Source organism: Bacteroides sp. AM16-24 (assembly GCF_003471885.1).
GTDB lineage: Bacteria > Bacteroidota > Bacteroidia > Bacteroidales > Bacteroidaceae > Bacteroides.
On the sequence record NZ_QRKI01000017.1, the window covers coordinates 114,375 to 128,485 of the forward strand.

A 14,111-nucleotide genomic window follows, 5' to 3' on the forward strand; every position below is an offset into this window, starting at 1 on the left:
GCGTATGGAAGTTTTTTGGAAAACAATCGCACAATATAATGAAGGAACCTGGATAGCCCAGATCGTTATAACCGTTGTAGGCATCTTGCTGACCATACTTCTCTATCAGAAACCGACACTACTAGTCAAGCGGCTGATGAAGGGATATATGGTGTTTTTAAATAGCTGGATTTCTATCGTCTACTACATGATTTATTGTGGTGACCGGAATTACAATTATATACTTGCCATATTTTGGGGCATAATCGCACTTATCTGGCTATGGGACCTCATTACGAACTATACTCCGTTTGAACGTTACCATAAATATGACAAGCTGACTTACATATTGTATGCCATGCCGTTCCTTTACCCTCTCCTCTCATGGGCACGGGGCATGGAATTCCCGATGATGACTACCTGTGTGATGCCTTGTTCCGTAGCCGTATTCACTATCGGATTGTTGTTGGCGTTTTCCCGTAAGGTCAATCTATTGGTGATCCTTTTCCTTTGTCACTGGGCACTCATAGCTTTCTCCAAAGTTTACGTCTACAAAATTCCGGAAGATTTATTGTTGGCCAGTGCAACCGTACCTGCCATCTATCTCTTCTTCAAGAACTACTTCGACCAGAATCTGCATAAGGAAACAAAACCAAGTGCCAAATATACCAACTGGATATTAATAGCACTCTGCCTAGCAATCGGAATATTTCTGAGCATTACGATATTTCACGAACTGGCAGGATAATAAAAAGAGGAATGATGAACGCTCCCTTCATCATTCCTCTTTTTAATCTTTAATCATTTCTTTCCTTGGTTCGCCACCGCTTCCATCAACTTCTTTATCTCCTCCGGATCTCCCAGAAAATAATCCTTCATCAAATTCAGATCATCATCGAATTCGAATACATAAGGCACAGCAGTCGGTAGATTCAGTTTTACAATATCTTCATCGGAGATACCTTTCAGGTGTTTGATAATTCCTCGCAAACTGTTGCCGTGCGCTACTACGAGTAACTCATCTGCAGTCTTCAGATTCGGGAAAATCACACATTTCCAATAAGGCATAATGCGTTCTATTGTATCTTTCAGCGACTCTGTACGAGGCAATTCGGCATCAGGCACTTCATTGTATCGAACCTCAAAACGCGGGTTACGGGGATCATCTTCAGCCAATGCATGTGGAGCTACATCGTAGCTGCGACGCCAGACTAACACCTGTTCTTCACCATATTTTTCAGCAGTCTCCGCCTTATTCAACCCCTGGAGCTGCCCGTAGTGCTTCTCGTTCAGACGCCAAGATTTTTCTACCGGTATCCAGTCCTGATCCATACGGTCCAGCACCACATCCAACGTCTTTACTGCACGTTTCAAGTAGGAAGTATAGGCCTTATCAAACAGGAAGTCATTATCTACCAATAACCCTCCTGCCTTCTTAGCTTCGGCAATACCTTTCTCTGTTAAATCCACATCGGTCCAACCAGTGAAACGATTCTCTTTATTCCATGCGCTCTCACCGTGGCGGAGCAATACAATTTTCTTCATACGAATTTCTATTTTATTAGTCGTATAAGTAAAACACGTATCTATCGGAACTTGTTCAACAGGAGAATTTCCCCGCTCTGTGCATATCCTTCAGAGACTACACAAAACAAAAGCTGCTTGCAAGAGTTTGACAACCTCCCGCAAGCAGCTTCACTATGTTGGTATATTAAACTCTTACACGAACCAGCGAACGTAACAGAAATCCTGACGGTGAGGCAGGTCAGAGTTTTTCGGGAACATGCGGTAGGATACCTTGAAGCTACCTGCATTCTCTAATTTATGTTTCACCTGGAAGGTATAAAGGTTACCCTCTTTCTTCACTACGCTGAACGGCTCAACAGAGTAAACGTGTTGTTTACCGTCACCGGCAGTGTAAGTAGTTACCAGTTCCAGACCGATTGCATCGTTCAAGCCCTTCTCATCAATAACATAAGTAATGGTATATTCCTTACCGCTTTCGATGGTAGCCTGCAGCAATTCTTCACACTTGTCATAAGATACGACCTCAATGCTGTCCCACTTAGAAACCACTTCTTCTTTCCAAGCAGCAATTTCCTTAGCTTTGGCATTGTCATTAGCAGACAGTGCGCTGAAACGTTTAGCCAACTTATTGTAGAACTTGCTATAATAGTCGTCCAACTGACGCTTCATTGTATAGTGAGGTGCAATCTGTGCAATAGAATTCTTGATAGTCTTCACCCAACCTTCAGAGTATCCTTTCTTGTTGCGTGCATAGTACAACGGCAGGATCTCAGTTTCAAGGATGCTGTAGATAGTAGCTGCATCGAGCTGATCCTGATGATCCTGGTTCTGGTATGTACGCTTTTCTGTCAGCGCCCAACCTGCACCTTCGCGATAGCCTTCCAACCACCAACCGTCGAGTACTGAGAAGTTTACAACACCGTTCATCAACGCTTTCTCACCGGAAGTTCCGGATGCTTCGAGCGGACGAGTCGGAGTATTCAACCAGATATCCACACCGGATACTAGACGGCGAGCCAGCTGCATATCATAGTTTTCCAGGAAAATAATCTTACCCAGGAATTCCGGACGACGGGAGATTTCGATAATTCTCTTGATCAGACCTTGACCGGCTCCGTCATGCGGGTGAGCCTTACCGGTGAACAGGAACTGTACCGGATAGTCAGGGTTGTTCACAATCTTAGCCAGACGGTCAAGGTCAGTGAACAGCAAGTGAGCACGTTTGTAAGTAGCAAAACGGCGACCGAAACCGATCAGCAATGCATTCGGGTTGATCTTATCCATCAACGAAACGATACGTGAAGGATCACCCTGATTCTTCAACCAGGTTTCACGGTATTGCTTACGAACATAGTCGATCAACTTGTTCTTCAAAGCCATACGTGTTTCCCAGATTTTTTCATCGGGCACATTGTAGATAGCTTCCCAAATTTTCGGGTTAGACTGATCATTCAAGAAGTTCTCGTCAAAATTAGCAGCATAGAGATGCTTCCATTCAGTAGCGCTCCATGTCGGGAAGTGTACACCGTTGGTAACATAACCCACATGCATTTCTTCGGGAAAATAACCCTTCCAGATAGAAGAGAACATCTCCTGAGAAACTTTTCCGTGCAACCAGCTTACGCCGTTCACTTCCTGTGAAGTGTTGCAAGCGAAAACTGACATACAGAAACGCTCGCCTTTATCACCCGGATTATTACGGCCGAGATCCATCAGGTCATCCCAACTGATACCCATCTTGGCAGGATAACCGCCCATATATTTGCCGAAGAGACCTTCGTCAAAGTAGTCGTGACCGGCAGGAACCGGAGTATGTACAGTATACAGAGAAGATGCACGCACCAGTTCGATAGCTTGATCGTAAGACAAACCTTCGGCTACATAGTCACAGATACGCTGAACATTGATCAATGCTGCATGTCCTTCGTTACAGTGATAAACATCTTTCTTAATACCCAGCTTCTTCAGTGTCAAGATACCACCGATACCGAGCAGAATTTCTTGTTTCAGACGGTTTTCCCAATCACCACCGTAAAGCTGGTGAGTGATAGGACGGTCAAATTCACTGTTCATTTCATTGTCCGTATCCAGCAGATAGAGAGAGATACGTCCTACATTCACACGCCATACAAAAGCATGAACGAAATAATCCAGATAAGGAACATCCACAATCACCTGATTACCATTCTCATCCATCACGCGCTCGATAGGCAACTGACCGAAGTTCTGAGCTTCGTAGTTGGCTATCTGCTGACCATCCATAGAGAGAGTCTGTGTAAAGTAACCGTAACGATACAGGAAACCGACTGCGCAAAGGTCTACATTGCTGTCAGAAGCCTCTTTCAGGTAGTCGCCGGCAAGAACGCCCAAACCACCTGAATATATCTTAAGTACCTGGTTCAAACCGTACTCCATGCTGAAATAAGCAATGGAAGGACGTTTTTTATCAGGTTTCACATCCATATATGCTCTAAACTTAGAATACACATCATTCATTCTTTTCAGAATTACTTTGTCGTTTGCGAGTGCTTCGAGCTTAGCATAACTCATTCTTTCTAATAAGAGTACAGGGTTATGACCAACTTCTTTCCACAGAGCGGGGTCAAGATCTCTAAACAGTTCAGTAGCTTCGTAGTTCCAAGACCACCAAATGTTGTGTGCCAGTTCAGACAATTTCTCCAACTCAGCAGGAATGTGAGATTTCACATTCACATCTTTCCAGTTCGGAGTGTTTACATTACTAACTTTAATCTTCATTGTATGATAACTTGATTGATTAATATTCTATTTCTATTTAACCCAGCTGACGCCCCATCGCATGGCGAAGGGCGAAATCGTAGGCCTCATAATAATATTCGATAAAATGCTTCCACAGAGCCTGCTCAGCCACTTGGGCAGCACGCTTGCGAATGTTTTTCACTTCTGCATCCGTCTTTCCTGAGAATGCGGAAATGGTGTCCTTGATGCCATCAGCCACTTCGGAATAGTTATAATCCGAACGGTGAAGTACCTCTACTCCATCATCGATGCCATGCTGATTCTTCAGGCTGTTTACCCAAAGTCCGAATCCAGCCAGGTCGGTCGTGATGGTCGGAACGTGGAAAGCAACACTTTCCAACGGGGTATATCCCCAAGGTTCATAATAGGAAGGATAGACGCTGAGGTCTTCTCCCAATATCAAATCGTAATATTGTTTGTTCATAATGCCATCCTTTCCATCCAGATAGCAGGGAACGAAAATGACCTTGACCTTATCTTCAGGATGATTGTGCATCTCCATGTACTTCAACATATCCAGCACCTGATCGTGCGTCATGTTATGTAGCCAATGGGTAATCAAAGGAACTTCCAATGGAGTAGTGAATTTCTCTTTACTCTTAAGGCGCTCTTGCAGATCCTCACGAGCATCCCCTACCCATCCGGGTACATTAACGAAAGCCAGTACATTTTTCTTTAAGTTCTTGTCACGGTTCAGGCGATTCAGAGATTCCAGAAAGACATCGATACCCTTATTCTTAAATTCATATCGACCGCTGGTACCGATAATCAACGTATCATCTCCCAAGTCCGTGCCCATCAAACAATTGGCAACGCGTAGCATGGTAGCCCTGGCACGTTTGCGCTTTCCAGTAAATGTAGCACCTTTCGGCACAAAATCATCCTCGAAACCGTTCATAAGCACTACATCGGCAGGCTTATCGAGCAATTCCCTGCATTCATTATTCGTGATTTCGCTCACAGTCGTAAAACAGTCTACATAATGCGCGGTTTGTTTTTCAATGGAATGTTTGGACTGCATATTAAGCTCTCCCGCCATCTGATCGCCATTATAGGCAAAGAGATAGTCATACAGAGGTTTATTGTTTCCCGCAATGGAGCGTCCGATAGACGTGGCATGTGTGGTAAAGATCGTTGCGATTTCAGGAACAGCAATCTGCAGGTAGAGGGCACCCATACCGGTCATCCACTCATGAGCCTGATAAACCACCTTATCCGTTTCTGTCAGGTTATAGCGATAGAAACTCTCTACCACCTTGCCGGCAGCATACGAAAACATAGATGCTTCATCATAATCACCGTATGCATGCAGCGAATCCACCTGATAGTGGTTCCACATTTCTGTATAAATTTCATTCTTCTGCGCGAAAAACGGTTGGAAATCAACCAATATAACGATCGGATTGCCCGGAATGTTCCAGCGCCCTATGCGGACGGAAAGGTTATCTTCTGTAAATGCATGCTTTTTCCATGCTGCACAAAGGTTATCGGACTCGATAAACAAAGGGTTCTCTTTCCCCTGCCAAAAATCAGGTCCTATGAAAAACAATCTATCATGAAATCTTGCCTGCAAGGTATTTGCTCGCGTGGACAAAACCGTATAGATACCTCCAACCTTGTTACATACTTCCCAGCTTGACTCGAAGATGTAGTCGGGGGTTAACAGCTCTTTAGTCATATTACTTTTAATCTCTATTACTTAATACCGGCTGCAAAATTACACATTATTCTTTGAAAAATAGCCTATTAATCGAAAAAACTAATGAAATATGCATAAACAATCGTTTGCGAAAAATAGTTAGATGGACTGACTATCGTTTCAAATGCCACACTTGAATAAGGTAAATGCCACACTTCGCGACATACAAAGTGTGGCATTTCATTTGCCGAAGTGTGGCATTTCACTTGCTGAAGTGTGGCATTTACCTTATTCAAGTGTGGCATCCGGAAACAATTAACCCGGAGTTGACATCAAAAAGGCAACCCCGGGTCAGCAAATTATTCAGAAATAGATTCTTATGCAACCAATGCGCTACCGATCAAGAATGTTGCAGCCAGAGCAACAATAGCGTAAAGTTCCGGGAATACAGCGAGGATCAGCGTGTTGCTGAATACATCGTGACCTTGTCCGATAGCTGCAATACCATTCGCACAAACCTGTCCCTGGCGGATGGCTGAGAATAAAGCAACCAATCCCAACGCGATACCTGCACCAAGGATAGCGGCAGCCTGGATACCTGTCATTTCAGGAGTGAGGATACCGAAAATAGTCTGGAACATAAAGTAACCGGCAAAACCATACAAACCCTGTGTACCGGGAAGGGCGGTCAATACGAGGAAGTTACCGAATGCACCGTCGTTCTTCTTTAAAGCGCCGATAGCTGCGTTACCGGCAATCGTCACTCCATAGGCACTACCGATGCCAGACAAACCAATCATTACTGCGATGCCGATGTAGGCAATCAATAAATTCATTTCCATAATCTTACGTTTTTATTGTTTTAATTTTTAATTCTATAATTGTTATTTTTTGAATGGCTTATATTCTTTTCCGCCACCTTCGTAACCGGAATTCTTGAAAAACTCCACAAAGGTCAGACGCATAGGATGAACCATCGCACCCAGTACATTCATAAACATATTGATCGCATGTCCGATAACGAATATCAGCACCATCACAATCGGTCCGGCAATCACATTGTCGGGGCTCATACCCACAGCCAGACTGTTGAATACTCCTGCAAGGATACCTCCCGACAGACCGAGGGCAAACAAACGAACGTATGAAAGCACGTCGCCAAGTAAGCCTGTAGCCATATTGTAAGAATCCCACAATCCCAGCCCGATGTTCAGGAACACGTTCTTACCGGGACTATTGAAGAGGAATATCATGGCAGCGGCCACACCGAGGATACATAGATGTACCGTTCCGCCCAACGGCATGATTTCGGGCAACAAGGCTCCTACTCCGCAGGATACCAACAATATGATCCAACCGATCGTAGCCACGGCATACTTGAAGCCGAACTGTATCGCCTGATTCACAGCTTTCAGTATCATACCGAAGAGAATCTGTATCACACCCAGTATCAATGAGAGCTGGAACATGGCATTGTTGTCCATGAACAAATGCTCCTTCATATACTGTAGGAAAGGTATATTGATGTCATAAAGACTCACCCCGAAGAACGTACCTGTCAGCATTCCACAGAAGAATGTAGAGGCAGCCAATATCTGCACCAATGAAAGAATCGGCTTCATCGTAGCACTGATGTTCTTGGCAAACATACGGTACAATGTGGCAGCAAGGAACAGGAACAATCCGTAGCCGGAGTCACCCAGACACAGTCCGAAGAACACCATAAAGAACGGTGCAAAAAACGGTGTCAAGTCCAGCTCACTGTATTTCGGAAGCATATAGAGCCTGCATATCGGTTCAAACCATGCAAAGAAACCTTTGTTGTTCAACTGAATAGGGACATTATCTTCCGGTGTCGGATTCGTTATTTCATAATAAATATGCTGTTCATCCAGCCATGTAGCGATTTCCTTTTCTTTGGAAGCCGGTGCCCAACCTTGCAGTAACATCAATTTCTCTCCTGCCGTAGCCTCCGTATTCAGCATTACTTTGGAGAACTCAATTTCAGTGTTCACCTCTTTCAGTGCAGCCTGCAATGAAGGTTGTTCTTTTCCGGCAAGTACCGTCAACTTCTGGTCATTGTCTGCCAAAGCCTGTTCAGTCTCCTGGCAAAGTATCTGCATACGTGTCAACGAGTAAGAAGGCAACTTTATCTGTTCTGCATCCAGATCCACTTCCACCGCATTTTTAGTTACAGTAATGAAATAGATACGCGAGGATACACGGTTGATAATCATCGCATTATAAGAATCTTCCCAAGTCTCGTCATAGCTACCCTCCGAACAACAGTAGAAGTTCAGCGTGAAACCGGCATCGTGCAGTTTACTAAGGCTTTCGGGCTCAAAATCACCCCAAGGTTCCAGGGCGGCTCTCTCCTTCTGATAGTTTTGCAGCTGTTGTTGCAGCTTCGCCTTTTCACTTTGCAGCACATCTACTTCGTCCAGAACTTCCAGTCCACGGGCAGCAGAAGCGGGTGTAGGTTCCTTCGCTTCGCTCAAGCCATGCAGCATTTTCAGTGTCGCTTGCAGACGTGAGGAAAGCCGGATGCTATCCTGTAATTCTGCGTTATCAGCTACGCCTTGCTGCTTTTCGGCTACGTGCACTACTCCAAGTTCGCGCACTCCGTTCAGAAATGCTTCGTACTCCTTATGATATACAAGGAACGTGAGCTTCTTCATTTTTGTAATCATGCTTCTGCCTCCTTCCTACTCTCTTGATGGGATTTCATGATTTTCTGCGATGACTTAGAGAGGTTCTCCTCGTCTTCCATGAAGCGCTTGATCTTTCGCAGAGCATCCTGATAGCCTGGAATCTGCACTTTCTCAAAGAGGTTTACCTTTTGGGTAGTCTTCTTACGCGCATGTTCCAGCAAGCCCAGTTTGGCGACGATAAACTCCCGCTCGATAGCCGTCTGTGCCAACACCTTGAGCAAATGTATGCCGTCGGCATACCATTTGGGAGCATTGAACAGGCTGTAGGGGCGTATTTCGAAATCAACGTTTTCGAGCAGCGGCACCCGTACACCAGCAATCTTTTTCACGCCGAGATGTACATCGCTCACCTTTATCAATGAGGAATCAAACTCATTCCAAAGGGCGAACATCGCTTCATAGGCCTGGATTTCCCGTTCCAACTTCTCATCCAGCGCGGCAGCTTCTGATTTGCAGCGCTTCACTTCCATGCGTAGTGCGCTCTCCTTATTCTTAATAATAGGGAGTGTACGTACCCGCACTTTCAGTTGCTTTTCCAACTGCTGGAGAGAGGTTTTATTATATTGAAACTTTATAGCCACTTTATTAGTGATTAGTTGTTAGTGATTAGTTATTTGCTTTGGGCCAGAACTCGTCAACCAATTCTTTCTTGATATTCACTTCTTCCGGACGGAAATACTTTCCGAACAGGCTCCAGGCCACATCGAGCATTTCTGTCGTATCGAGGTTCACATCAATAGCCAGCAGTTGGTTGGAGTAATCCTTGGCAAATGCAAGGGTACGTTCGTCATAGTTTGTCAGGTCAAAACCGTTCTCCAATTTCGTCTTGGCGTTGGCAGCATCGGCGTATAGACGTACAGCAGCATTCATCACCTGCGGATGGTCTTTACGTGTCTTCTTACCTGTAACGAGCTGTTTCAGACGGGACAGTGAACGGAATGGGTCAACGATAACCTTACCGATATCCGTATCACGACGCAGGAACAACTGACCTTCAGTAATATAACCCGTATTATCAGGCACAGCATGCGTAATGTCTCCACCGGACAAAGTAGTTACTGCAATAATGGTAATGGAACCGCCACTCGGGAACTGTACAGCCTTCTCATAAATCTTAGCCAAATCCGAATAAAGAGAACCCGGCATAGAGTCCTTGGAAGGAATCTGGTCCATACGGTTGGATACGATAGCTAACGCATCAGCGTAAGAGGTCATATCAGTCAAGAGCACCAGTACCTTTTCATTATTGTTCACAGCGAAATATTCGGCTGCCGTCAACGCCATGTCCGGAATCAGCAAACGTTCTACCGGAGGGTTCTCCGTTGTATTCATGAAGCTGACGATACGGTCGAGCGCACCGGCATTAGAGAACACATTCTTAAAATACAGGTAGTCATCATTCGTCATACCCATACCACCCAGAATAATCTTATCTGTCTCGGCACGAAGTGCTACATTCGCCATTACCTGGTTAAACGGCTGGTCGGGGTCCGCAAAGAACGGAATTTTCTGTCCGGATACCAGTGTATTGTTCAAGTCGATACCCGCAATACCTGTTGCAATCAGTTCCGACGGTTGTTTACGACGTACCGGGTTCACAGACGGGCCACCGATCTCCACTTCCTGGCCTTCGATGGACGGACCTCCGTCAATCGGATCACCGAAAGCGTTGAAGAAACGCCCTGCAAGCTGTTCGCTCACTTTCAGCGTAGGCGACTTGCCCAGGAATACTATCTCCGCATTGGTGGGGATACCTTCCGTACCCTCGAATACCTGCAGAGTCACATCGTCACCGGCAATCTTCACCACCTGGGCGAGCTTGCCGTTTACGGTAGCCAACTCGTCATACCCTACCCCTGTTGCTTTCAGCGAGCAGGTAGCTTTCGTAATCTGAGTGACCTTGGTATATATTTTTTGAAATGCTTTTGTTGCCATCTTATTCTTTTTTATGCTTTACGTTCTTCAATCAGTTCCTGCAACTGTTTACGGAATCCTTCATATTCTTCAGACTTGAACTTCGAATAGTTCATCTGCTTACAAACATTAATCATCTTCTTGAAGTAATCCATTACCTCATTAAAGTTATCGAATTCAAATTCCGTATGACAGATGTCAATGATCATATTCAGGATATCCTCCTGACGTTCCATCGGTGTTACAGCATCAATTTCGTCGAAAGCATCCTGTTGCAGGATTACGAAGTCAATCAACTCTGACTTCCAGAATGTTACATGATATTCTACAGGAACACCGTCATCACCCAGGATGTTGATCTGTTCGGCAATCTCTTTACCACGTTGCAGGCGGTTTTTGATTTCGTTCACCTTACCAATCCATTCACCATTGATATGAGTTTTGATATATTCCTCAAATTCAGGATATTCGATGTATTTAGAATAAGAATCAATCGGATTCACGGCAGGATAACGTTTCTTGTCGGCGCGGTCCTGTTCAAGAGCATAGAAACAACGGGCTACTTTCTTCGTATTTTCCGTTACAGGCTCTTTCAGGTTACCACCAGCAGGAGATACTGTACCGATAAAGGTAATAGATCCCGTTTCACCGTTACCCAGCACCACATATCCGGCACGTCCGTAGAAGTTGGAGATGATAGAAGACAAGTCCATCGGGAATGCATCAGGTCCAGGCAACTCTTCCATACGGTTGGACATTTCACGCAATGCCTGTGCCCAGCGGGAAGTGGAGTCAGCCATCAGCAATACCTTCAGGCCCATGCTTCGGTAATATTCCGCAATCGTCATAGCCGTATACACAGATGCTTCACGAGCAGCTACGGGCATGTTCGAAGTATTGGCGATAATGATTGTACGCTCCATCAACTTACGTCCGGTATGCGGGTCAACCAGTTCCGGAAACTCCGTAAAGATTTCCACAACCTCATTGGCACGCTCACCACAGGCAGCGATGATTACAATATCCGCTTCCGCCTGTTTGGAGATGGCGTGCTGAAGTACCGTCTTTCCAGTACCGAAAGGACCGGGGATAAATCCCGTACCACCTTCTACAATAGGATTCACAGTATCGATTACACGTACACCCGTTTCCAGCAGTTTAAAGGGACGCGGTTTTTCTTTATAATTTGTCATGGCGCGTTTCACCGGCCATTTCTGTATCATGTTCACATGAATGTCATTTCCTTCTTCGTCAGTTAGTACAGCTACAATATCTTCGATGCTGTATTCACCTTCGTCTACGATGGACTTCACGGTACATACGCCTTTCTGGGTGAAAGGTACCATGATTTTCAGCGGTTGGAAGTTTTCGTCCACTTGTCCCAGCCAGGCAGCCGCTTCCACTTTATCCCCTACTTTCACCAGAGGCACAAAATGCCATCTGCTTCCTTTATCCAGCGGATACGTATATTGTCCACGTTTCAGGAAGACTCCATCCATCTTATCAAGGTCATTTTGCAGACCGTCATAGTTTTTCGAAAGCATACCCGGGCCTAATGTCACCTCAAGCATGTGTCCGGTAAATTCGGCTTCAGCCCCTACTTTCAGTCCGCGGGTGCTTTCAAACACCTGCACGTACACATGGGTACCTACCACCTTAATCACCTCCGCCATCAGCCGGTCGCCTCCGGTCGAGATGTAGCAAATCTCGTTCTGTGCCACCGGGCCGTCAACGACGAGGGTTACCATGTTGGCGATAACGCCACTAACAGTTCCTTTTGTTGCCATATAATTATGTTATTTATTTTATCTGAATTCTGCAGGTATCTGCACCTCGTCCTTCAACGTTGCTATGATGCTGCGGAACAATTGGTTGCCTTTTTCTTTATCCAAAGAAATCCACCGTTCTATCATTTCCAGTTGCAACAGAAAAACGAACAAACGTTCCACAGTGAAATAATTGAAAAAAGTAGCTTCTTCCATCCAATTCCAACGCAACTGGTCTATTTTCTTCTCTCGTTCCACCAGCTCTTCGGTTTCGCTGATCTTAACTAACTGATCCAGGAAATCCACTTCCCCCGTCAGTCCGAAATCACGAGCACCGGATGTACGCAAAGCCTCGCACACTTCCGTATCACCTACTATCAGCGGAGCGATATCCATCTTGAATTTCCGGGCAGTCAGTGCCACCAGTATATTGTTCATCGTCAGATTAAACGCAAACCATGAAGACACGAACTTATTTTTGCACTTCATTGCATATTCATAATAAAGCGCAGCCAGACGGTCTTCATACAGAAAATCGTCCTCAGCAGTAGCATTGAAATATTCGAAAATAAAAGTGGAGAGATAGGAAGGGAACACGGCATCAGCTATCTCATCACCCTCTTTCAGAGACGAGATAAACTCTACCAATTCTTCTGCAGAATAATTTCCGCGCAGATCAATGGCAGCGTCCTTGTCCTTTAGTAATTTCAGAACGTTCGCATTGTCAAACTTCAGATAGAACAAATCAATCAGTTTCTTATCTTCATCAGACAAATCCGGATACAGTTCCGCTTTGAAATCAGCTACCGTATAACTCAGCTTACTGTCCTCCAATGTGAGTTCGGGCAAACCAGCTACCAAGTAGTAATAGTATTTACTCATATCCTGTGGTTTTAGAACAGCATTTCCACTAACTGCGGACGCAGGAATTCTTTGAAGTAATTCATAAATTCTTCTTCACCGAAGTTTACCTTATACGAACCATCGGCAGGCGAGACTGTAAACAACGTCTTGTTACCGTTCACTTGCTCTATCTTCACTCCCTTATCCAGCAACGCTTTTGCTTGTGAAGCAAAGTATTTTTTCAGGCCATCTGCATCAGCAGTCGAAATCACGATAGGCTCGTTCACACTCCACTTGGAAGCCAATGCAACTATAAATGCATTCAGATAATCTTTATCGGCAGCAAATGCTTTCACATCCGCATTGACAATTTTATCCGTCACAAGTGTGGCAATTTCAGACTTCAAGGCATTCACTGCCTGGCCGGCGAACAATTTTAATTCCGACTTGGTATTTTCTGCCAGTTCATCGGCAGACTTACGAGAAGCAGCCACAATTGCTTCAGCTTCTTTACGAGCATCTTCTACAATTTTCTTGGCTTCATCTTGAGCGTTAGCGATAAGTTTCTGGGCCTCGGTGTTACCTTTTTCAACCCCCTCGCGGTAAATCTTATCAGTCAACTCTTGAATTTTGTTTTCCATATAACAGGAGTAATTTTAATAATTATATAATTGCGATTTTTTCCCTTTTTATTAGATTTGAGCCCAAAAGTACTAAAATCCCTCAGATAAAAAAGAGAAAGAACGGAATAAAAACACCCTATTTTTCAAAAAAAGTCCTTTTATACCATTTTTATTCCGTAAAGATAAGAATGAAGTTGCAAACTAAAAAGAAATTGCTTGCTGAAAAAGGGAAATAGAGGGTTCAAAGAGGGAAAAAAACTACTGAAAGCAACCATTACAAATACAAAAAGCCCCCATATCACTCGATATGGAGGCTTTCCTCTAAAAAACG

Annotated in this window: 11 protein-coding genes; 1 reads left to right on the plus strand and 10 read right to left on the minus strand. The window is 44.6% G+C overall.

Annotated features, from left to right (window positions below; translation table 11 throughout):
* The first annotated feature begins 4 nt into the window (after positions 1–4).
* Positions 5–727 carry a DUF6064 family protein gene (locus DW182_RS17770; protein ID WP_007662247.1) on the plus strand — a complete coding sequence of 241 codons (723 nt, stop codon included), beginning with the start codon at positions 5–7 and terminating at the stop codon, positions 725–727.
* Between the two features lie 53 nt (positions 728–780).
* On the opposite strand, the gene gpmA is transcribed toward DW182_RS17770, so the two are convergent.
* From gpmA to DW182_RS17820, 10 genes are all read right to left on the minus strand, one after another.
* A complete protein-coding gene (gene gpmA, locus DW182_RS17775) occupies positions 781–1,524 on the minus strand; it encodes a 2,3-diphosphoglycerate-dependent phosphoglycerate mutase (protein ID WP_118296376.1) in 744 nt (247 codons plus the stop codon).
* A gap of 174 nt (positions 1,525–1,698) precedes the next feature.
* Positions 1,699–4,263, minus strand: coding sequence for a glycosyltransferase family 1 protein (locus tag DW182_RS17780; protein ID WP_118216872.1), 2,565 nt, complete (start codon positions 4,261–4,263; stop codon positions 1,699–1,701).
* 37 nt (positions 4,264–4,300) lie between these two features.
* A complete protein-coding gene (locus DW182_RS17785; RefSeq protein WP_118296377.1) occupies positions 4,301–5,962 on the minus strand; it encodes a glycogen/starch synthase in 1,662 nt (553 codons plus the stop codon).
* Positions 5,963–6,300: 338 nt separating this feature from the next.
* Complete coding sequence (locus DW182_RS17790; RefSeq protein WP_007662239.1) at positions 6,301–6,765, minus strand: V-type ATP synthase subunit K; 465 nt, start codon at positions 6,763–6,765, stop codon at positions 6,301–6,303.
* A 42-nt stretch (positions 6,766–6,807) separates the two neighbouring features.
* Positions 6,808–8,613 (minus strand): V-type ATP synthase subunit I, encoded by a 1,806-nt coding sequence (locus DW182_RS17795; protein WP_118296378.1) that lies wholly within the window; start codon positions 8,611–8,613, stop codon positions 6,808–6,810.
* Positions 8,610–9,215, minus strand: coding sequence for a V-type ATP synthase subunit D (locus DW182_RS17800; RefSeq protein ID WP_007213463.1), 606 nt, complete (start codon positions 9,213–9,215; stop codon positions 8,610–8,612). The genes DW182_RS17795 and DW182_RS17800 overlap by 4 nt, the downstream gene beginning before the upstream one ends.
* Before the next feature lie 25 nt (positions 9,216–9,240).
* Positions 9,241–10,569, minus strand: a complete 1,329-nt coding sequence (locus tag DW182_RS17805) for a V-type ATP synthase subunit B (protein ID WP_029428228.1) — start codon at positions 10,567–10,569, stop codon at positions 9,241–9,243.
* 11 nt (positions 10,570–10,580) lie between these two features.
* Entirely contained in the window at positions 10,581–12,335 is a 1,755-nt protein-coding gene (locus DW182_RS17810; RefSeq protein WP_007662234.1) for a V-type ATP synthase subunit A, read from the minus strand.
* Between the two features lie 18 nt (positions 12,336–12,353).
* The gene (locus tag DW182_RS17815) at positions 12,354–13,196 is read right to left on the minus strand and encodes a DUF2764 family protein (protein WP_007662233.1); all 843 of its coding nucleotides are present in this window, start codon (positions 13,194–13,196) and stop codon (positions 12,354–12,356) included.
* Between the two features lie 11 nt (positions 13,197–13,207).
* Positions 13,208–13,798 carry a hypothetical protein gene (locus DW182_RS17820; RefSeq protein WP_022391713.1) on the minus strand — a complete coding sequence of 197 codons (591 nt, stop codon included), beginning with the start codon at positions 13,796–13,798 and terminating at the stop codon, positions 13,208–13,210.
* Positions 13,799–14,111: the final 313 nt, after the last annotated feature.

Excerpts from the sequence above, each read along its gene's own strand:
- DW182_RS17770 (WP_007662247.1), top strand. The coding sequence starts at position 5 with ATGGAAGTTTTTTGGAAAACAATCGCACAATATAATGAAGGAACCTGG.
- gpmA (WP_118296376.1), bottom strand. The coding sequence starts at position 1,524 with ATGAAGAAAATTGTATTGCTCCGCCACGGTGAGAGCGCATGGAATAAA.
- DW182_RS17780 (WP_118216872.1), bottom strand. The coding sequence starts at position 4,263 with ATGAAGATTAAAGTTAGTAATGTAAACACTCCGAACTGGAAAGATGTG.
- DW182_RS17785 (WP_118296377.1), bottom strand. The coding sequence starts at position 5,962 with ATGACTAAAGAGCTGTTAACCCCCGACTACATCTTCGAGTCAAGCTGG.
- DW182_RS17790 (WP_007662239.1), bottom strand. The coding sequence starts at position 6,765 with ATGGAAATGAATTTATTGATTGCCTACATCGGCATCGCAGTAATGATT.
- DW182_RS17795 (WP_118296378.1), bottom strand. The coding sequence starts at position 8,613 with ATGATTACAAAAATGAAGAAGCTCACGTTCCTTGTATATCATAAGGAG.
- DW182_RS17805 (WP_029428228.1), bottom strand. The coding sequence starts at position 10,569 with ATGGCAACAAAAGCATTTCAAAAAATATATACCAAGGTCACTCAGATT.
- DW182_RS17810 (WP_007662234.1), bottom strand. The coding sequence starts at position 12,335 with ATGGCAACAAAAGGAACTGTTAGTGGCGTTATCGCCAACATGGTAACC.
- DW182_RS17815 (WP_007662233.1), bottom strand. The coding sequence starts at position 13,196 with ATGAGTAAATACTATTACTACTTGGTAGCTGGTTTGCCCGAACTCACA.
- DW182_RS17820 (WP_022391713.1), bottom strand. The coding sequence starts at position 13,798 with ATGGAAAACAAAATTCAAGAGTTGACTGATAAGATTTACCGCGAGGGG.